The 18091-nt window shown below is 66.0% G+C and carries 23 protein-coding genes; 14 read left to right on the top strand and 9 right to left on the bottom strand.

The genetic code is table 11. The features are described 5' to 3' along the window. Window positions 1-56: 56 nt before the first annotated feature. Window positions 57-740 carry a potassium channel family protein gene (locus MKAN_RS24280; RefSeq protein ID WP_023372637.1) on the top strand — a complete coding sequence of 228 codons (684 nt, stop codon included), beginning with the start codon at window positions 57-59 and terminating at the stop codon, window positions 738-740. A gap of 64 nt (window positions 741-804) precedes the next feature. After that, complete coding sequence (locus tag MKAN_RS24275) at window positions 805-1497, top strand: potassium channel family protein (RefSeq protein WP_023372635.1); 693 nt, start codon at window positions 805-807, stop codon at window positions 1495-1497. 115 nt (window positions 1498-1612) lie between these two features. On the opposite strand, the gene MKAN_RS24270 is transcribed toward MKAN_RS24275, so the two are convergent. Together MKAN_RS24270 and MKAN_RS24265 are read right to left on the bottom strand one after the other, a co-directional pair. Beyond that, window positions 1613-2284 carry a DUF3159 domain-containing protein gene (locus tag MKAN_RS24270; RefSeq protein WP_023372633.1) on the bottom strand — a complete coding sequence of 224 codons (672 nt, stop codon included), beginning with the start codon at window positions 2282-2284 and terminating at the stop codon, window positions 1613-1615. A 67-nt stretch (window positions 2285-2351) separates the two neighbouring features. Continuing rightward, window positions 2352-2720: an OB-fold nucleic acid binding domain-containing protein gene (locus MKAN_RS24265; RefSeq protein ID WP_036391390.1), complete on the bottom strand. Its 369-nt coding sequence runs from the start codon at window positions 2718-2720 to the stop codon at window positions 2352-2354. A 156-nt stretch (window positions 2721-2876) separates the two neighbouring features. On the opposite strand from MKAN_RS24265, the gene MKAN_RS24260 reads away from it, so the two are divergent. Then, window positions 2877-3587 carry an alpha/beta fold hydrolase gene (locus tag MKAN_RS24260; RefSeq protein WP_023372629.1) on the top strand — a complete coding sequence of 237 codons (711 nt, stop codon included), beginning with the start codon at window positions 2877-2879 and terminating at the stop codon, window positions 3585-3587. 15 nt (window positions 3588-3602) lie between these two features. Here the strand turns inward: MKAN_RS24260 and MKAN_RS24255 are convergent, their stop codons facing one another. Together MKAN_RS24255 and dut are read right to left on the bottom strand one after the other, a co-directional pair. After that, window positions 3603-4361 (bottom strand): DUF3710 domain-containing protein, encoded by a 759-nt coding sequence (locus MKAN_RS24255; protein ID WP_036391388.1) that lies wholly within the window; start codon window positions 4359-4361, stop codon window positions 3603-3605. Further along, window positions 4358-4822, bottom strand: a complete 465-nt coding sequence (gene dut / locus MKAN_RS24250) for a dUTP diphosphatase (RefSeq protein ID WP_023372625.1) — start codon at window positions 4820-4822, stop codon at window positions 4358-4360. Before dut ends, MKAN_RS24255 begins: the two co-directional genes overlap by 4 nt. 25 nt (window positions 4823-4847) lie before the next feature. Between dut and MKAN_RS24245 the strand changes: the two genes are divergently transcribed. Further along, complete coding sequence (locus MKAN_RS24245) at window positions 4848-5324, top strand: DUF3093 domain-containing protein (RefSeq protein ID WP_023372623.1); 477 nt, start codon at window positions 4848-4850, stop codon at window positions 5322-5324. Window positions 5325-5333: 9 nt separating this feature from the next. Here the strand turns inward: MKAN_RS24245 and MKAN_RS24240 are convergent, their stop codons facing one another. After that, on the bottom strand, window positions 5334-5636 hold the full coding sequence (locus MKAN_RS24240; RefSeq protein WP_023372621.1) for a DUF4193 domain-containing protein: 303 nt from the start codon (window positions 5634-5636) through the stop codon (window positions 5334-5336). A gap of 185 nt (window positions 5637-5821) precedes the next feature. Between MKAN_RS24240 and cei the strand changes: the two genes are divergently transcribed. Next, window positions 5822-6475 carry an envelope integrity protein Cei gene (cei, locus tag MKAN_RS24235; RefSeq protein WP_036392085.1) on the top strand — a complete coding sequence of 218 codons (654 nt, stop codon included), beginning with the start codon at window positions 5822-5824 and terminating at the stop codon, window positions 6473-6475. Between the two features lie 5 nt (window positions 6476-6480). Here the strand turns inward: cei and MKAN_RS24230 are convergent, their stop codons facing one another. Then, window positions 6481-7350 (bottom strand): inositol monophosphatase family protein, encoded by an 870-nt coding sequence (locus tag MKAN_RS24230; protein ID WP_023372617.1) that lies wholly within the window; start codon window positions 7348-7350, stop codon window positions 6481-6483. Window positions 7351-7741: 391 nt separating this feature from the next. Here MKAN_RS24230 and ppgK point away from each other — a divergent pair, with 391 nt between their 5' ends. From ppgK to MKAN_RS24215, 3 genes are all read left to right on the top strand, one after another. Further along, window positions 7742-8536: a polyphosphate--glucose phosphotransferase gene (gene ppgK, locus MKAN_RS24225; RefSeq protein ID WP_023372615.1), complete on the top strand. Its 795-nt coding sequence runs from the start codon at window positions 7742-7744 to the stop codon at window positions 8534-8536. 180 nt (window positions 8537-8716) lie between these two features. Beyond that, entirely contained in the window at window positions 8717-10267 is a 1551-nt protein-coding gene (locus tag MKAN_RS24220; RefSeq protein ID WP_036392083.1) for an RNA polymerase sigma factor, read from the top strand. Between the two features lie 152 nt (window positions 10268-10419). Continuing rightward, window positions 10420-10791, top strand: a complete 372-nt coding sequence (locus tag MKAN_RS24215) for a RidA family protein (protein WP_023372611.1) — start codon at window positions 10420-10422, stop codon at window positions 10789-10791. On the opposite strand, the gene MKAN_RS24210 is transcribed toward MKAN_RS24215, so the two are convergent. Then, window positions 10776-11144, bottom strand: a complete 369-nt coding sequence (locus MKAN_RS24210) for a DUF952 domain-containing protein (RefSeq protein WP_023372609.1) — start codon at window positions 11142-11144, stop codon at window positions 10776-10778. The genes MKAN_RS24215 and MKAN_RS24210 overlap by 16 nt on opposite strands. A 126-nt stretch (window positions 11145-11270) precedes the next feature. Here MKAN_RS24210 and MKAN_RS24205 point away from each other — a divergent pair, with 126 nt between their 5' ends. Beyond that, window positions 11271-11456 (top strand): DUF7455 domain-containing protein, encoded by a 186-nt coding sequence (locus tag MKAN_RS24205; protein ID WP_023372607.1) that lies wholly within the window; start codon window positions 11271-11273, stop codon window positions 11454-11456. Window positions 11457-11531: 75 nt separating this feature from the next. Then, on the top strand, window positions 11532-12464 hold the full coding sequence (locus MKAN_RS24200) for a YihY/virulence factor BrkB family protein (protein WP_042313976.1): 933 nt from the start codon (window positions 11532-11534) through the stop codon (window positions 12462-12464). A gap of 37 nt (window positions 12465-12501) precedes the next feature. On the opposite strand, the gene MKAN_RS24195 is transcribed toward MKAN_RS24200, so the two are convergent. After that, on the bottom strand, window positions 12502-12741 hold the full coding sequence (locus MKAN_RS24195) for a DUF3039 domain-containing protein (RefSeq protein ID WP_036391385.1): 240 nt from the start codon (window positions 12739-12741) through the stop codon (window positions 12502-12504). Window positions 12742-12786: 45 nt separating this feature from the next. On the opposite strand from MKAN_RS24195, the gene MKAN_RS24190 reads away from it, so the two are divergent. The 3 genes from MKAN_RS24190 (at window position 12787) to ideR (ending at window position 15224) form a co-directional block, all read left to right on the top strand. Beyond that, window positions 12787-13221 carry a DUF3099 domain-containing protein gene (locus tag MKAN_RS24190; RefSeq protein WP_036391383.1) on the top strand — a complete coding sequence of 145 codons (435 nt, stop codon included), beginning with the start codon at window positions 12787-12789 and terminating at the stop codon, window positions 13219-13221. Window positions 13222-13371: 150 nt separating this feature from the next. After that, window positions 13372-14331, top strand: a complete 960-nt coding sequence (sigB, locus tag MKAN_RS24185; RefSeq protein WP_023372599.1) for a sigma-70 family RNA polymerase sigma factor SigB — start codon at window positions 13372-13374, stop codon at window positions 14329-14331. Between the two features lie 200 nt (window positions 14332-14531). After that, a complete protein-coding gene (ideR, locus tag MKAN_RS24180) occupies window positions 14532-15224 on the top strand; it encodes an iron-dependent transcriptional regulator IdeR (RefSeq protein ID WP_023372597.1) in 693 nt (230 codons plus the stop codon). Window position 15225: 1 nt separating this feature from the next. On the opposite strand, the gene MKAN_RS24175 is transcribed toward ideR, so the two are convergent. Next, window positions 15226-16302 carry a DUF4192 domain-containing protein gene (locus MKAN_RS24175; protein ID WP_023372595.1) on the bottom strand — a complete coding sequence of 359 codons (1077 nt, stop codon included), beginning with the start codon at window positions 16300-16302 and terminating at the stop codon, window positions 15226-15228. A gap of 114 nt (window positions 16303-16416) precedes the next feature. On the opposite strand from MKAN_RS24175, the gene sthA reads away from it, so the two are divergent. Then, window positions 16417-17823: a Si-specific NAD(P)(+) transhydrogenase gene (gene sthA, locus MKAN_RS24170; RefSeq protein ID WP_099185110.1), complete on the top strand. Its 1407-nt coding sequence runs from the start codon at window positions 16417-16419 to the stop codon at window positions 17821-17823. Window positions 17824-18091: the final 268 nt, after the last annotated feature.

The following is an 18091-nucleotide window of genomic DNA, read 5'->3' as shown; positions in this document are numbered from 1 at the left end:
GTTCCCTGGGCGAGAATTTTGCGCACCGGAATCAGCTACAGCCGAGAGGACGTCACGTGCGAGTGGTAGTGATGGGCTGCGGCCGGGTCGGCTCGTCGGTGGCCGACGCGCTGTCCCGCATCGGCCACGACGTCGCGGTCATCGATCGCGACAGCACCGCTTTCAACCGGCTCAGCCCCGAGTTTGCCGGTGAGCGAGTGCTCGGCCAGGGATTCGACCGAGATGTGCTGCTGCGGGCAGGCATCGAAGATGCGGACGCATTCGCTGCGGTGTCCTCCGGTGACAACTCCAACATCATCTCGGCACGGTTGGCCCGGGAAACCTTCGGTGTGCGGCGAGTGGTCGCCCGCATCTATGACGCCAAGCGCGCCGAGGTCTACGAACGCCTGGGTATCCCCACGATCGCCACCGTGCCCTGGACCACCGACCGGCTGCTCAACGCGCTGCTCCGCGAAACTGAGACCGCCAAGTGGCGCGATCCCACCGGTACGGTCGCCGTCGCCGAGGTCATCTTGCACGAGGACTGGATCGGGCACCGGGTCACCGACTTGGAGCAGGCCACCGGCGCCCGGGCGGCGTTCCTGATCCGATTCGGAACCGGGGTGCTGCCCGAGCCGAAGACGATCCTGCAGGCCGGCGACCAGGTCTACGTCGCCGCCATCTCCGGCCGGGCGGCCGAGGCGGTGGCCATTGCGGCCCTGCCGCCCAGTGAGGACTTCGAGTCAGGGCCGCGCAAATGAAGCGCGCCGACGACGAAGACGCCGGCTCGGCCCGGCTTCGAGCCGGGGTTAAGGAGCGGCGCAGATGAAGGTAGTCGTCGCCGGGGCCGGCGCCGTTGGCCGCTCAGTGACCCGTGAGCTCATCGGAAATGGGCACGACGTGACCCTGATCGAGCGCAATCGCGACCACCTCGACCCCGATGCCATCCCGACCGCGCATTGGCAATTGGGCGATGCCTGCGAGCTGACCCTGCTGGAGTCGGTGCACCTCGAGGATTTCGATGTCGTGGTCGCCGCTACCGGCGACGACAAGGTCAACGTGGTACTCAGCCTGCTGGCCAAGACCGAATTCGCGGTGCCGCGGGTAGTGGCCCGAGTCAACGATCCCCGCAACGAGTGGCTGTTCACCGACGCCTGGGGCGTTGACGTGGCGGTTTCCACTCCGCGCATGCTGGCCTCGCTGATCGAGGAGGCCGTCGCCGTCGGCGACCTGGTACGGCTGATGGAATTCCGCAAGGGCCAGGCAAACCTGGTGGAGATCACGCTGCCCGACGACACACCCTGGGGCGGCAAGCCGGTGCGCAAGCTGCAATTACCCCGGGATGCGGTCCTGGTCACGATCCTGCGCGGACCGCGAGTCATCGTGCCGCAAGCCGATGAGCCGCTGGAAGGGGGCGACGAATTGCTGTTCGTCGCGGTCACCGAGGCAGAGGAGGAGCTGAGCCGGCTGTTGCTGCCGCCAACCTCACCGGGGGGAGAGCCCGGTCCTCGAGCGTGAGCTACCGCTTTTCCCGGTGCGACCGGGGCTGGCCCAGCCGGTAGCAATCCCGCCGCGCCCGCCTATTGAGAGCCGCCACGACACGGTCAACACCGCGACGCACACCCGCAAGTCGCTAGAGCTCGCGACCGGCGTCAGTATCGATTTCCGCCACCCCCGCCACCGCAGGGGCTTCGAGAACCGGCATCGCCCGCTGAGCGGCCTTTATCGCGGCATATGTCGCCAGCGCGGCCATCGCGGTGAGCGGCCAGCCCATTCCGATGCGCGCGACGCCCAGCCAGCCGGTCTTGTCGGCATCGTAGAGAAGCCGCTGGACGATGAACCGGGCGGCGAACACCAGCGTCCAACCCACCGTGGCGATGTCAAACGCGTAGCGGGCGCGGGGTACGTCGCGCCAGCCGCGGTCCCGCCCGGCGGCCCAGCTCCAAAGGACACCGACGGCGGGCCGGCGAATCACCACCGACAGGGCGAAAATCACCGCCCATAGCAACGACATCCAAATGCCCAACAAGAAATAACCCTTGGACTGACCCACCAGGTAGGCGATCAGTGCACACACGGCGACCCCGAAGAACCCGGAAATGGCGGGCTGAGTGGACTCCCGACGAATCAGCCGCAATAGCAAGACCAATGCGGCCACACCCACGGCAGACCCGATTGCGGGCAACAGTCCGGCCACACCGGACACCGCGACGAAGACGACCACCGGCAGCGACGAATAGACCAGACCACTGACGCCACCGGCCTGTGCCAGCAGGCGCTCTGCGCTGATGCGGTGTGTACTCATGCCGGGGCCGCTGCCGCTAGCCGGCTCGAGACTGCGCACCCCAGACAAACCCGGATAACGGAAATGGTCACCGCTGAATTTCATAGTGCGGGTTGTAAATGGCTTTGCTCCCGTTTTCGAGCTTGCCCAGCCTGCCGCGTACGCGCAGCGTGCGGCCGGAGTCGATGCCGGGGATCCGGCGCTGGCCCAACCACACCAACGTCACGGTGTCGCTACCGTCGAACAACTCGGCGCGAACACCACCGGCGCAACCCTTGCCGTTGGTTTCCACACTGCGCAGCGTGCCCACCATGGTGACCTCCTGACCACGCTGGCAATCAACGACGCGCTGCGCGCCGGTAGTGAGGACTTCGTCCGACAATTCTTCGACGTCGCGCTGCTCCGGATCTTCCGTCAACCGACGGGTCAGCCGGCGCAGATAACCTTGGGCGCCCATGGCCTCTCCTGACACTCCGACGTCGTAACGGAAGCTCTTCTTGCGATCAGCATTCCATCTATGCCAACGGTCACCGTAGACCTGTTGGTTCCCGTACGCCACACGTATCGATGCACCGGGGTCGGAGTACCCGCAACGGCGGAGCACTATCAACGAATGCCAGTCGATTTTCGCGGAGTCACGGCCGTGGTGTTGCCGGGAACCGGTTCCGACGACGACTACGTCTACCGGGCGTTTTCCCGCCCCCTGAACGGGGTCGGCGCGGCGCTGCTGGCACCTGCGCCGCAACCGGAGCACTTGATCGCCGGGTACCTGGCGGCCCTGGACGACGCCGCGCGCACAGGTCCGGTGGTGGTAGGCGGCATCTCGATCGGAGGCTCCGTCGCCGTCGCGTGGGCGCTGGCCCATCCCGACCGGACCCTGGCCGTCCTGGCCGCGTTACCTGCGTGGTCGGGCCGGCCCGAATCAGCCCCGGCCGCCCACGCGGCGCGATACACGGCCTCACAGCTGCGCCGTGATGGTCTGGCGACGACGACGAAGCAGATGCGGGCATCCAGCCCCGCCTGGTTGGCCGACGAGCTGGCCCGATCCTGGCGGGTTCAATGGCCGCAATTACCCGACGCCATGGAGGAAGCCGCAGCCTATATCGCGCCTGAACGCAGCGACCTGGAGCGGCTGGCCGCGCCGTTGGGGATCGCTGCCGCCATCGATGATCCGATTCACCCGCTGCAGGTCGGTGTTGACTGGGTGACCGCGGCGCCGCATGCCGCGCTACGGACGGTGACGCTGGATGAGATCGGCGCGGATCCCGCCGCACTGGGAGCCGCCTGCCTGGCAGCGCTGGCCGAGGTCCGCGACGTCTCGTAGAACGCTCGCCAAGCCCTAGCCGCTGGTGCTGCTGCGCAACTGCTGCATCGCCGACCCACCAGCACCGCGTCGCGCCGCCGGTGGGTTGGACTGCTGCTGCTCCTGCGCCTGCGCTTGGGCGGCCGCGGCCTCGCGCAGCTGTTCCACCATCGGCTCGGGCAACTGCACCGGCAACGGGGTACGTACCGGCAGGGGTGTGTCTCCGCGGCGCACAACGGTGTCCGCCAACGCCTCGCGAGCCTCATCGGTCAACGCATCGATCGTCTCGTGCGGGCCGTTGACCACACACCGGATCATCCAGCGGTAGCCGTCGACACCGATGAAACGCACCACGCCGGAGGCCGTACCGATCACTTCCCGACCCCACGGGCCGTCCTTGATGGAAACCTGAGCGGAGTCCTTGCGCAGTGAGTCGGCCAGCTCGCCGGCTACCTCGCGCCACAGGCCCGCGGACTTCGGCGCCGCATAGGCCGCGATGGTGAAGCGGCCGTTGGGCGTGACGATCCACACCGCGCTGGGGACGCCATTCTCGGTCAGTTCGACCTGCACCTGGCCCGCCGTCGGCATCGGGATCAACACCGAACCCAGGTCGAGTCTGGCCAACTCCGCGACCGAAGGGTCCTCGAAGTCTTCGATGTCGAAGGGGCCCACTAACTCGTCGCCGTCGTCGTCGGCCAGTTCCGGTGCTTTCGGCGCAGCGGCGGCCGGTGCTTCCGGCTCGGCCGAACTCGATCCGCGGTCCTTGTTGCGTGTGCGTCTACCGAATGCCATCACAAACTCGCATGTCCGCCGGAGGAGCCGTGGCCACCATCGCCACGGGATGTCTCGGCCAGCCCGGCCTCGTCGAATGACGCGACCTCGACCAGCTCGACCAACTCGACCCGCTGCACCAGCAGCTGGGCAATACGGTCACCTCGGTGCACCACGATCGGCGTGGTGGGGTCGAGGTTGATCAGCGCGACCTTGATCTCGCCACGGTAACCCGCGTCGATGGTGCCGGGGCTGTTGACGATCGAAAGCCCCACCCGGGAGGCCAAGCCCGAGCGGGGATGGACGAGACCCACCATCCCGAACGGGATGGCGACCGCGACGCCCGTCGGCACCAGTGCACGCTGCCCGGGGGCCAGCTCCACGTCTTGCGCACTGTAGAGATCTACCCCCGCGTCGCCGTGATGGGCGCGGCTGGGCAGCGGGAGCCCGGGGTCGAGACGGACAACGGCCAGACTGGTCGACACGGGGCCACAGACTACTCTTGACCGAATGTCGGGTACCCGCGTCGCGCCGCATAGTGTGCGATACCGCGAACGACTCCGGGTGCCGTGGTGGTGGTGGCCGCTGGGGTTTGCGGCGGCGGCGCTGATCGCCTTCGAAGTCAACATGGGTATCGCCGCTCTGCCCGACTGGCTGCCATTCGCGACGTTGTTCGCCGTCGCGGCCGGCACGCTCCTGTGGCTGGGCCGGGTGGAGATCCGAGTCACAGCCGACCAGACCGGCGTCGAGCTGTGGGCCGGTGCGGCGCACCTGCCGGTCGGCGTGGTGTCCCGATCGGCCGAAGTGGCGCGCACCGCCAAGTCAGCGGCACTGGGCCGACAGCTCGACCCGGCAGCATTTGTACTGCATCGCGCATGGATCGGCCCCATGGTTCTGCTGGTGCTCGACGATCCCGAGGACCCCACCCCGTACTGGCTGGTGAGCTGCCGTCACCCCGAACGGGTGCTGTCGGCCCTGACAAGCTGAGTGCAGCGATCACGCCGCGCAGTCGGTACAGATCATCACGCCGTTCTTCTCGCTGGCCAGTCGACTGCGGTGTTGCACCAGGAAGCAGCTCGAGCAGGTGAACTCGTCTGCCTGCTTCGGGATGACACGCACCGACAGCTCCTCACCGGACAAGTCGGCGCCAGGCAGCTCGAATGACTCGGCGGATTCGGACTCATCCACGTCGACCACGGCCGACGCCGCCTCGTTCCGTCGAGCCTTCAGCTCCTCCAGCGAATCCTCCGACACATCGTCGGCCTCGGTGCGCCGTGGAGCGTCATAGTCGGTAGGCATTATTCCGTCCCCTCGCATGCCCTCTCATAAGTTCAAGCATCGCTTTGTACCAGCGTCGAACGCATCCACCAAACGATTCGTGCCCAGAACTCGGCTCAATCAACTGTGATTTACGTCACACTCCCCTCGCCGACCTCGTGATCGGCCCTCAACGCGGCAATCCAGGCGCGGACTACAGTGCACGTGTGGTCGCACAAATCACCGAGGGCACCGCCTTTGACAAGCACGGTCGGCCATTTCGACGGCGCAATCCCCGCCCCGCGATTGTCGTCGTGATCCTGCTGGCGATCGCGACGGCAGCGGCGTGGACGGTGGCCCTGACCCGCCCGACGGACGTCCGCGAGGCCGCGTCGTGCAACCCCCCGCCACAGCCGGCCGGGTCGACGGTGCCGCCCAGGCTCGGTGAGCCGGTGTCGCGAACCGAAATGACGGACGTCGCCCCGGCCAAACTCGGCGAGACCAAAGTGCGCGTCCTCAACGCCAGCGGACGGGGAGGTCAAGCCGGCGACATCGCCGGGGCCATGCAGGATCTCGGTTTCGCTCAGCCGACGGCCGCCAACGACCCGGTCTATGCCGGCACCCGGCTGACCTGCCAGGGCCAGATCCGGTTCGGCACCGCAGGTCAAGCCGCGGCCGCCGCGGTATGGCTGGTGGCGCCGTGTACCGAGCTGTTCCACGACAGCCGTGCCGACGACTCGGTCGACCTCGTGCTCGGCACGGACTTCACCACGTTGGCCCACAACGATGACATCGACGCCGTACTCGCGAGCCTGCGACCCGGTGCCACCGAGCCGACCGATCCCACGCTCGTGGCCAAGATCCACGCGAGCAGTTGCTGAGCAGCTCAGTCCGGGATCGGCTCGAGAGCATCGAATCGCGTCAGCACCGCCAGCAGCTCGTCGGCGATGCCGGGCGCGGCGGCGAGCACCAAGCCCCCTTCCGGGGCATTCGCGGCGGGCAATAGCACCCGGGCTCCCGCCTCGGCTGCTATCAGGGCACCCGCCGCGCGGTCCCACACCTGCAGCCCGTGTTCGTAGTAGGCATCCAGCTGGCCGGCGGCGACCATGCACAAGTCCAAGGCCGCAGAACCGATCCGGCGCACATCTCGGACCACCGGCAGCATCCGGGCCAGCAGCGCTGCCTGGGTAGCGCGGCGCCGGGTCGAGTACGCGAAGCCGGTACCCAACAGGGCCATCGACAAATTGTCGACATCGGTGCAGCGCAACCGGCGAGTCCCGTGCTGGTCGGCGACATGGGCGCCTAGCCCGGCCGCAGCCGAATACACCCTGCCGCCGATGACATCAGCGACCGCGCCGGCCACCGACACGCCGCCGACTTGGGCTCCGACCGACACCGCGTAGGCCGGAATGCCGTAGACGAAGTTCACGGTGCCGTCGATGGGGTCGAGCACCCAAGTCACGGCGTCGGCCGCCGCGGCCGACGAGTCTGCTGGGCCCCCGCCCTCCTCCCCCAAAATCGGGTCACCGGGCCGAAGCTGAACCAGCCGTTCACGCAGCAGTCGCTCGGTATCGGTGTCGACCACGGTCACGGGGTCGGTCGGCGTGGTCTTGGTCCGCACCGCGTCGCCGCTGTCGGTGGCCGGATGCAGACCGAATATCTCGGCGCGTCGACCACGCACGAACTCGGCCGCCTCCGCGGCGAGAGTCTCGGCCACCGCACGCAGCCGCGAGGGCTCGTTGTCGGATCGTGTCACCGCTCTATCGCATCACAGTCGCCCGGACCCGCGCGCATCGTCGCCGGGCCGAGCCACATTCGCCCGGCTCCTCAACAGGCAAAGCCTGCATCGTCGCCGGACCGAACCACATTCGCCCGGCTCCTCAACAGGCAAAGCCTGCATCGTCGCCGGGCCGAACCACATTCGCCCGGGTCCTCAACAGGCAAAGCCTGCATCGTCGCCGGACCGAGCCACATTCGCCCGGCTCCTCAACAGGCAAAGCCTGCATCGTCGCCGGGCCGAACCACATTCGCCCGGCTCCTCAACAGGCAAAGCCTGCATCGTCGCCGGGCCGAGCCAGAATGCCCGGTCTCGACAAGCACACGGGCTAAGGTATTCGGACACATACGTCTCTCGCCGAGGAGAACCGATGACCAGCGCCGACCCCGTGCCCCACACCGCCGCTGACACACAACAACGTCGCGGGTTCGGAATCGATGTCGGTGGCAGCGGCATCAAGGGTGGAATCGTCGACCTGGACACCGGCCAGCTGATCGGGGACAGGATCAAGCTGCTGACTCCCCAACCGGCCACGCCGTCAGCGGTCGCCAAGACCATCGCCGAGGTGGTTCACGGCTTCGGCTGGACCGGACCGCTCGGGGTGACCTATCCCGGCGTAGTCACGCACGGCGTCGCGCAGACGGCGGCCAATGTGGACAAGTCATGGATCGGCACCAACGCCAGCGAAGTCATCGCCGCCGAGCTGGGCGGTCAAGAGGTGACGGTTCTCAACGACGCCGATGCGGCCGGGCTTGCCGAAGAACGCTATGGAGCCGGCAAGGACAACTCCGGGCTGGTCATCTTGCTCACCTTCGGAACCGGTATCGGGTCTGCGGTCATCCACAACGGCAAGCTGATACCCAACACAGAGTTCGGGCATCTCGAGGTCGGGGGTAAGGAGGCCGAGCAGCGGGCCGCGTCATCAGTCAAGGAAAGAAAAGGCTGGAGCTACGAAAAGTGGGTCAAGCAGGTGACGCGGGTTCTGGTCGCTATTGAGAACGCGATGTGGCCCGACCTGTTCATCGCGGGCGGGGGCATCAGCCGCAAAGCCGACAAATGGGTGCATCTGCTGGAAAATCGCACCCCTGTAGTGGCGGCAACCCTGCAGAACGCCGCTGGGATAGTTGGCGCAGCAATGGCGTCCACCACGGATGTGACCCGCTGAATTTTTCCCGCTCGGGCAGTACGGGGGCGCAGTGAAGTTACAATGGTCGTCGGCGACCGCCTAACCCGATAGAGCGCGAGTTTTCACGCCGATATCAACGCCGACATTCGACATAGCAGACACTTTCGGTTCAGCACGCCCAGACTAATACCGGAAGCGAGTACCACCGAAGGGGTGTATGTGGCAGCGACCAGGGCCAGCCAGGCGACCGGTGAGCCGGTGAAGCGCACCGCCACCAAGTCCCCGGCCAAAGCCGGCGCCAAGCGACCGGCGGCAAAGACAGCCAATGGAGCTGCGCCCGCGAAGCGGGCCACCAAGGCGGCGGGCCGGTCCACAAAGACCGCCGATGCCACCAACGACGCCGAGGCCACCACCCCGAAGAAAGGCCGTACCGGGGCCAAAGCCGCGAAGGCGCCGGCCCGAGACGCCGACGCGTTCGGCGAGGCACTTGAAGGCGCGGCCACGGACCCGGCGGTTGCGCTCGATGCCGCCGAGGACCTCGACGATGAGCCAGATCTTGACGTCGACCCCGTCGAGGACCTCGACATCGAGGTCGGTCTCGGCCTTGACGACCTCGAAGACGACGTGGAAGGCGACGTCGCTGCCGTCGTCGACGACGCCGACCTCGATCCAACCGTCGAGGACACCGACGAGGTTGAATCTCCGGCTGTCGCAGCGCCCGGCAGCGCCGTCGATGACGAGGAGGAGATCGCCGAGCCCACCGAGAAGGACAAGGCCTCAGGCGATTTCGTATGGGACGAGGACGAGTCGGAAGCGTTGCGCCAGGCGCGCAAAGACGCCGAACTCACCGCCTCCGCGGATTCGGTTCGCGCCTACCTGAAGCAAATCGGCAAGGTGGCGCTGCTCAACGCCGAGGAAGAGGTCGAGCTGGCCAAACGGATCGAGGCCGGCCTCTACGCCACGCAGTTGATGGCGGAGATGGCAGAGCGCGGCGAGAAGCTACCCGCCGCGCAACGTCGCGACATGATGTGGATTTGCCGCGACGGCGATCGCGCGAAGAACCATCTGCTGGAGGCCAACCTGCGGCTGGTGGTTTCACTGGCCAAGCGCTACACCGGGCGCGGGATGGCGTTCCTGGACTTGATCCAGGAGGGCAACCTGGGTCTGATCCGGGCGGTCGAGAAGTTCGACTACACCAAGGGTTACAAGTTCTCCACCTACGCGACCTGGTGGATCCGCCAAGCCATCACCCGCGCCATGGCCGACCAGGCCCGCACCATCCGCATTCCGGTGCACATGGTCGAGGTGATCAACAAGCTCGGCCGAATCCAGCGTGAGCTGCTCCAGGACCTGGGCCGCGAGCCCACACCCGAAGAGCTCGCCAAAGAGATGGACATCACCCCGGAGAAGGTGCTCGAAATCCAGCAATACGCTCGGGAGCCGATCTCGCTGGACCAGACCATCGGCGACGAGGGCGACAGCCAGCTCGGCGACTTCATCGAGGACAGCGAGGCGGTGGTGGCCGTGGACGCCGTGTCGTTCACGCTGCTGCAAGACCAGCTGCAGTCGGTCCTCGACACGCTCTCCGAGCGCGAGGCCGGTGTGGTCCGACTGCGTTTCGGTCTCACCGACGGCCAGCCCCGTACTCTCGACGAGATCGGGCAGGTCTACGGTGTCACCCGCGAACGCATCCGGCAGATCGAGTCCAAGACCATGTCGAAACTGCGCCACCCCAGCCGCTCGCAAGTCCTGCGCGACTACCTGGATTGAGCGAGCCCGCCGGCACAGCGGGAAACTTAGTCGCGACGACCGGGGTCGCCTTTCGGACGCATGCCTCGACACGGCACGCTTCCCGAGGCCGGAACACCAGATGCCCGCACCCAACGGCTGCGCATCGGCCGCCGCCGCCGTACTGTCGCGGCATGTCAGCAACCCGCCGGTGGGTCTCCTCCGGATCCGACTTCGAATCGGCCGTTGGCTATTCGCGCGCGGTGCGCGTGGGCCCGCATGTGGCAGTGGCCGGCACTACCGGCAGCGGCAGCGACATCGCCGCGCAGACCAGAGACGCCCTGCACCGCATCGAGGCCGCACTCGGACAGGCTGGCGCGAAGCTCGGCGACGTGGTCCGCACGCGGATATACGTGACCGATATTTCCTGCTGGCGGGAGGTCGGCGATGTCCACGCCGAGGTTTTCGGCGGGATCCGACCCGCGGCGACCATGGTGGAGGTTTCGGCGCTGATCGCACCCGGCCTGCTGGTTGAGATCGAAGCCGACGCCTACGTGGATGCCTGAGGTCCCGAAATCGGCGGGAAGGTGCCGTCCGCAGCCGGGGGGTAGGCGGCGACGCTGATCACCGCCCGTGCCGGAAGCTCGCCGTACAGGTGCGGGAACAGCATCCAGTCCGGATCCGCTACCGTTCCCGGCTCCCAACGCACCGGGGAGTCGAGGGCCGCTGCGTCGACGTACAGCAGGACCATGTCACGACGGCCGCGAAAGAGCCGATTAGCCGGCAGGTGTATCTGCTCGGGCGTCGACAGATGGATGAACCCACTAGCCGCTTCAGGACGGAGGCCGCCGCGCCGGCGGGCGGACGACCATTCGGAGGCCGCACACATGTGCACCAACACCGCCGGAGTGGACGACATACTAGTCAGCTTGCCCGACTCATCGTCCAGAAATCCGTGAGAAAGGACACACCTGATACCACCCGGGGAACAAGGCGAAAACGGGGAACGTCTGAGACAGTGAACTTACCTAGATATGGAGAAGTCATGAACGCAACGTTGACCAGTCCCGAGCTGACTAGAGCCGACCGCTGCGACCGGTGTGGCGCAGCAGCGCGGGTGCGCGCCAAGCTGCCTTCCGGTGCCGAACTTCTCTTCTGCCAGCACCACGCCAACGAGCACGAAGCGAAACTGATCGAGCTGTCGGCTGTGCTGGAGGTCAGTGGAAACTAAGTTCGCAGAAACTCGCTCGCCTAAAGTCGGGTCCAATGTGCCACGTGTGACCGATCTTCGGTAATGCTGGACCGGATGAGCGACCAAACGCCAAAGCCGTCCCGCCACCACATCTGGCGAATCAGCCTTCGGACGCTCTCCAAGAGTTGGGACGACTCGATCTTCTCCGAGTCAGCACAAGCAGGTTTCTGGTCGGCATTGTCCCTTCCACCCTTGCTGTTGGGAATGCTGGGCAGCTTGGCCTACGTGGCTCCGCTATTCGGTCAGGACACCTTGCCCGCGATCGAGAAAACCATCATTTCCACCGCCCACAGCTTCTTCTCCCCCAGCGTCGTCAACGAGATCATCGAGCCGACCATCCGCGACATCACCGCCAACGCCCGCGGCGAGGTGGTCTCACTGGGATTCTTGATCTCATTGTGGGCAGGATCGTCGGCCATCTCGTCCTACGTCGACGCCGTGGTGGAGGCGCATGACCAGACCCCGCTGCGCCATCCGGTGCGGCAGCGATTTTTCGCGCTATTCCTTTACGTGGTGATGCTGGTGTTCGTGGTAGCCACGGCGCCGGTCGCGGTGGTGGGCCCGCGCAAGGTCAGCGAACGCATCCCGGCCAGCCTGGCCAATATCCTGCATTACGGCTACTACCCCGCGCTGATCGTGGGCCTGACGCTCGGCGTGATCATCCTTTACCGCGTCGCCCTGCCGGTACCGCTGCCGACACACCGACTGGTTATTGGCGCCGTGCTGGCCACCGCGGTGTTTCTGATCGCGACGCTGGGTCTTCGGTTCTATCTCACGTGGATCACCAGCACGGGTTACACCTACGGCGCACTGTCCACCCCTATCGCTTTCCTGTTGTTCGCATTCTTCGGTGGATTTGCGATCATGATCGGCGCGGAACTCAACGCCGCGATCCAAGAGGAATGGCCCGCGCCGGCCACACACGCACACCGGCTGCGCACCTGGCTGAGGGCCCGCACGGCCGCTATCACGGGAGCGGCCGACTAAGCATCAGGAACCACGACGGTCGGGCCGCGTCGCTGATCTAGCCCTTCTTGAGCTTCTCGTAGATCTGCTTGCAGTCCGGGCACACCGGCGAACCCGGCTTGGGTGCCCGGGTCACGGGAAATACCTCACCGCACAACGCCACCACATGGCTTCCCAGCACGGCGCTCTCCGCGATCTTGTCCTTCTTGACGTAGTGGAAGTACTTCGGAGTGTCGCTGCCGGTCCCGTCGTCGACGCGTTCCTCGGTGTCGGTTCGTTCGATCGTCTGCGTCTGCATACCAGACATTGTGCCCCCTGATTCGCTCCTGCCGGAATCGACTGGATGTGGGAGAGTAGAGAAATGAAGCGCGGCTTCGAGCTGAGTTTCGACGACTTCGACGAGCGGGGTCGCCCGGTATTGATCACCGCCGCCGCACCGTCCTACGAGGAGCAGCACCGAGCGCGGGTGCGCAAGTATCTGACCTTGATGGCGTTCCGGATTCCGGCGCTCATCCTGGCCGCCGTCGCATACGGGGCCTGGCACAACGGTCTTGTTTCACTACTGATCGTGGCTGTCTCGATTCCGTTGCCATGGATGGCCGTGCTCATCGCCAACGACAGACCACCCCGCAGCGCCGATGAGCCCCGACGATTCGACGACGCCCGACGACGCACTCCGCTGTTTCCGACGGCCAAGCGTCCGGCGCTGGAGCCTCGGCGAGACCCTGCGCCCCAATCGGACTCCCCGGACTTCGACGGCTGGTCCAATCCCCGTTAAACCGGCTGCCGCGGCCCACTTCTCAGGACATTCTCAGGTCGTTGGCACATTTCTGCACGTCACGGTGTGTGAGATGACAGCGCGGCGGGAACTCTGTGGTCGAGCCTGTCGTTAAACCCCGTGACAGGACAAGCCGATCGGGAGGGCGCTATGGCACATGCCACCACAAGCCGGGCTGACAGCGATCTGGATGCTCAAAGCCCCGCAGCGGACTTGGTGCGTGTATATCTGAACGGCATCGGTAAAACGGCGTTGCTCAACGCCGCCGATGAAGTTGAGCTGGCCAAGCGCATCGAAGCCGGGCTGTATGCCGAGTATCTGCTCGAAACCCGAAAGCGGTTGGGCGAGAACCGGAAACGCGAATTGGCGGCCGTGGTACGCGACGGCGAGGCAGCGCGCCGTCACCTCCTCGAGGCGAACCTTCGGCTGGTGGTGTCACTGGCCAAGCGCTACACGGGCCGCGGAATGCCGCTGCTCGACCTCATCCAGGAGGGCAACCTGGGCCTGATCCGCGCGATGGAGAAGTTCGACTACACAAAGGGATTCAAGTTCTCGACGTATGCCACCTGGTGGATCCGCCAAGCCATCACCCGTGGCATGGCCGACCAGAGCCGTACTATTCGTCTGCCCGTTCACCTGGTCGAGCAGGTCAACAAGCTGGCGCGGATCAAGCGCGAGATGCACCAGAACCTGGGCCGGGAAGCCACCGACGAAGAACTCGCCGAAGAGTCCGGCATTCCGGTTGACAAGATCAACGACCTGCTCGAACACAGCCGGGACCCGGTGAGCCTGGACATGCCGGTCGGCTCTGAGGAAGAGGCGCCGCTGGGTGACTTCATCGAGGACGCCGAAGCCATGTCCGCCGAGAACGCCGTCATCGCCGAACTGCTGCACACCGATATCCGCAGTGTGCTCGCCACTCTCGACGAACGTGAGCACCAGGTGATCCGGCTGCGCTTCGGCCTGGACGACGGTCAGCCGCGCACGCTCGATCAAATCGGCAAGCTGTTTGGTCTGTCCCGCGAGCGCGTGCGCCAGATCGAGCGAGATGTGATGTGCAAGTTGCGCCATGGCGAACGTGCCGATCGGCTGCGGTCATACGCCAGTTGAGACACCGGCCGGACGCCCGTCGAAAAGCGCCGGACGCCCGCCGAAAAATCGCCGAAAAATCGCCGAAAAATCGCCGAAAATCTAGGTACAAGACAGTGTGCCCGCCGCGAAGAGCGGCGGGCATACTGCTGTCGGGGGCGTTTTGGGCCAACCACATGCGCAGCTGGCCAAGTAGACTCGGCGGCAATGGAGGATGCTGAATGAACGACTTGGTTGATACCACCGAGATGTACTTGCGGACGATCTACGACCTCGAGGAAGAGGGCGTCACGCCGCTGCGCGCCCGGATAGCCGAGCGCTTGGAGCAGAGCGGGCCTACTGTCAGCCAAACCGTATCCCGGATGGAGCGGGACGGATTGCTTCGGGTGGCCGGGGATCGCCACCTCGAACTCACCGATAAGGGCCGGGCGCTGGCGATCGCGGTGATGCGCAAGCACCGCCTTGCCGAACGACTCCTCGTCGACGTCATCGGGTTGCCGTGGGAAGAGGTACACGCCGAGGCTTGCCGATGGGAACACGTGATGAGTGAGGACGTCGAGCGTCGGCTGGTCAAGGTGCTGAACAACCCGACAACATCTCCGTTCGGCAATCCGATTCCGGGCTTGCTGGACCTGGGCGTGGGGCCGGAATTCGGCGCCGAAGACGCCAACTTGGTGCGGTTGACCGAGCTGCCCGCCGGTCCGCCGGTGGCAGTAGTCGTTCGCCAGCTCACCGAGCATGTTCAAGGCGACATCGACTTGATCACGCGGCTCAAGGACGCCGGCGTCGTGCCGAACGCCCGCGTGACGGTCGAAACCAGTCCGGGAGGCGGCGTGACCATCGTCATCCCGGGGCATGAGAACGTCACCCTGCCCCACGCAATGGCGCACGCCGTGAAGGTCGAGAAGGTCTGACTTACCCCGCACATCGGCCGGATTGGCCGAATGAGCCGAACGCCCGGCGCGGCGGTAGCCGCACGCCGAGTTGCCGGGCCAACCGATAGCCGGTGGTCGCGAGTTCCCGGATGTGCTCCGGCCGAAGCCCGGACTGTAACGCCGTGTCCAGCATGCCGGCCATCCGATGACCCGGCGAGCAGCGCAGCGCGGCTTCCAGGGCCACCCCGGCCAGCGGACCGTCTCCGCGGGCGTAGGCACTGAACCCCAGCAACACCAGCGCCTCCACCCGCCACGGCTCGGGTAGTGCGCGGGCCAGTACTGCCCACAACGACTCGGCCGGGCCGGAGTCCTCACCGACCGCCAGGGCATAAAGCGTGTCGCGCACCCGCACGTCGGTCAGCGCACAGCCCAACTGGGCCAGCTCCACGTCCGATAGCCGTTGCCCGTCGGCCACCCGCGCGGCAGCGGCCATCGCCTTCTCCACGTCGCGACGGCTACAGCCCAACGGGTCGGCGCGCTCGGCGATGTCACGCTCGGCCGCCTCTCGCTTCACCGTGGGCACCAGCGTGCCGGTGCGCTCCCGGTCGTCCACGGCGACCACGGCCTCGAGGTCGGCACGCCGCGGGTATAGCCGCCGACCGTCCAGTACCGCCGCCACCGCCAGCGGCGACGCCGCCGGGTCGTCGATGACGCCACCCGAACCGCAGTCGTCGACACAATGCCAGCGTCCGCCGACCGCGATGCGATCGACCACGTGAGCCGCCCAGAGCACGATGTCACGCTGCGCCAGCGCCTCGGCCAGCGCATCGCACACCCGCCGGTACTCGTCACTACATCCCGGACACCGCGCTCCGTCGGCGTCGACGATCACCGCGATCGCGGCCTCGGGGTCCGCCGCGGCGGCCACCTCCGCGAGCTGCTCCACGCGGTCGGCAAGCTGCTCCGACACGTCGACGCGCATCACCGATCCCAGTTCACCCTCGTCCACCGAGACCAGGACTAGCGATTTTTCCGGCACGAACCCGAGGATGGCCGGCAGCGCGGCGATCAGGGCGCCAGGGCGATTCAGTTCAAAGTCAGGTCGATGCTTCGTCATAGGTATCAACGCTGACGACCGGCACCGTCAGCCGGTGCGCACATCCGGCACCTGGGCCCCTATCCTGTGGACGAAGTCGCCACTGTGCGTTCTACTGTCTATCTCATGGGGTCGATGCGCGAGTACGACATGGTGGTTCTCGGCTCTGGGCCTGGCGGCCAGAAGGCGGCCATTGCCTCGGCCAAGTTGGGCAAATCCGTTGCGATCGTCGAGCGTGGCCGAATGCTGGGCGGCGTCTGCGTCAACACCGGCACCATCCCATCGAAGACGTTGCGCGAGGCGGTGCTCTACCTCACCGGCATGAATCAGCGCGAACTCTACGGGGCGAGCTACCGTGTCAAGGACCGGATCACCCCGGCCGATCTGCTGGCCCGGACCCAGCATGTGATCGGCAAGGAAGTCGACGTGGTACGCAATCAGTTGATGCGCAACCGGGTCGACCTGCTGGTGGGGCACGGCCGGTTCATCGATCCGCACACCATCATGGTCGAAGACCAGACGCGCCGCGAAAAGACCACTGTCACAGGCGATTACATCGTGATCGCCACCGGCACCAGGCCGGCCCGGCCGTCCGGCGTCGAATTCGACGAAGAGAGGGTCCTGGACTCCGACGGGATTCTGGACCTCAAGTCGCTCCCGGCCTCGATGGTCGTGGTCGGTGCCGGCGTGATCGGCATCGAGTATGCCTCGATGTTCGCCGCGCTGGGCACCAAGGTGACTGTCGTCGAGAAGCGGGAAGACATGCTGGATTTCTGCGACCCCGAGGTCGTCGAGGCGCTGAAATTCCACCTGCGCGACCTGGCGGTGACATTCCGGTTCGGCGAAGAGGTCACCGCGGTCGACGTCGGCTCGGCGGGCACCGTCACGACCCTGGCCAGCGGCAAACAGATTCCCGCCGAGACGGTGATGTACTCCGCTGGACGCCAGGGCCAAACCGACCACCTCGACCTGTCCAATGCCGGCCTGGAGGTCGAACGCCGCGGGCGAATATGGGTGGACGAACAGTTCAAGACCAAGGTGGACCATATCTACGCCGTCGGCGATGTCATCGGCTTTCCGGCCTTGGCCGCGACCTCGATGGAGCAGGGCCGGCTGGCCGCCTACCACGCGTTCGGGGAACCGACCGACGGCATCACCGACCTGCAGCCGATCGGCATCTATTCGATCCCCGAGATCTCCTACGTCGGCTCCACCGAGGTGGAACTGACCAAGGAATCCGTTCCCTACGAGGTGGGCGTGGCGCGCTACCGTGAACTGGCCCGCGGCCAGATCGCCGGCGACTCCTACGGCATGCTCAAACTGCTGGTGTCCACCGACGATCTCAAGCTGCTCGGAGTACACATCTTCGGCACCAGTGCCACCGAGATGGTGCACATCGGACAGGCCGTCATGGGGTGCGGAGGCACCGTCGAGTACCTGGTCGACGCGGTTTTCAACTATCCGACATTCTCCGAGGCCTACAAGGTGGCAGCGCTCGACGTGATGAACAAGGTGCGGGCGCTCAATCAGTTTCGCCGGTAACGCCTCACGAGGCCGTATCGTCGGAATCGGTCGGCCTAGGATCGCCCTAGCAGCACCCGGGCGCCGACCTGGGCCGGTAGTGCAGGACGGTGCTCGTCGAACGACGGGCGGCGGTTTGGTTGTCGACTGGGGCGTCCACCGTCGCCCGTCGCGGTTCGCTGCGAATACGGCGTGGAGCTTTTCGCGTTATGAAGATGTGCGCATAAGTGAGATGTTCGTTTATGGGGGCCCGTTGATTTGAGAGACACTGATCAGGGCACCCCGGTTA

This window comes from Mycobacterium kansasii ATCC 12478, from assembly GCF_000157895.3.
Lineage (GTDB): Bacteria > Actinomycetota > Actinomycetes > Mycobacteriales > Mycobacteriaceae > Mycobacterium > Mycobacterium kansasii.
This window is presented reverse-complemented; position numbering and strand designations above follow the sequence as displayed.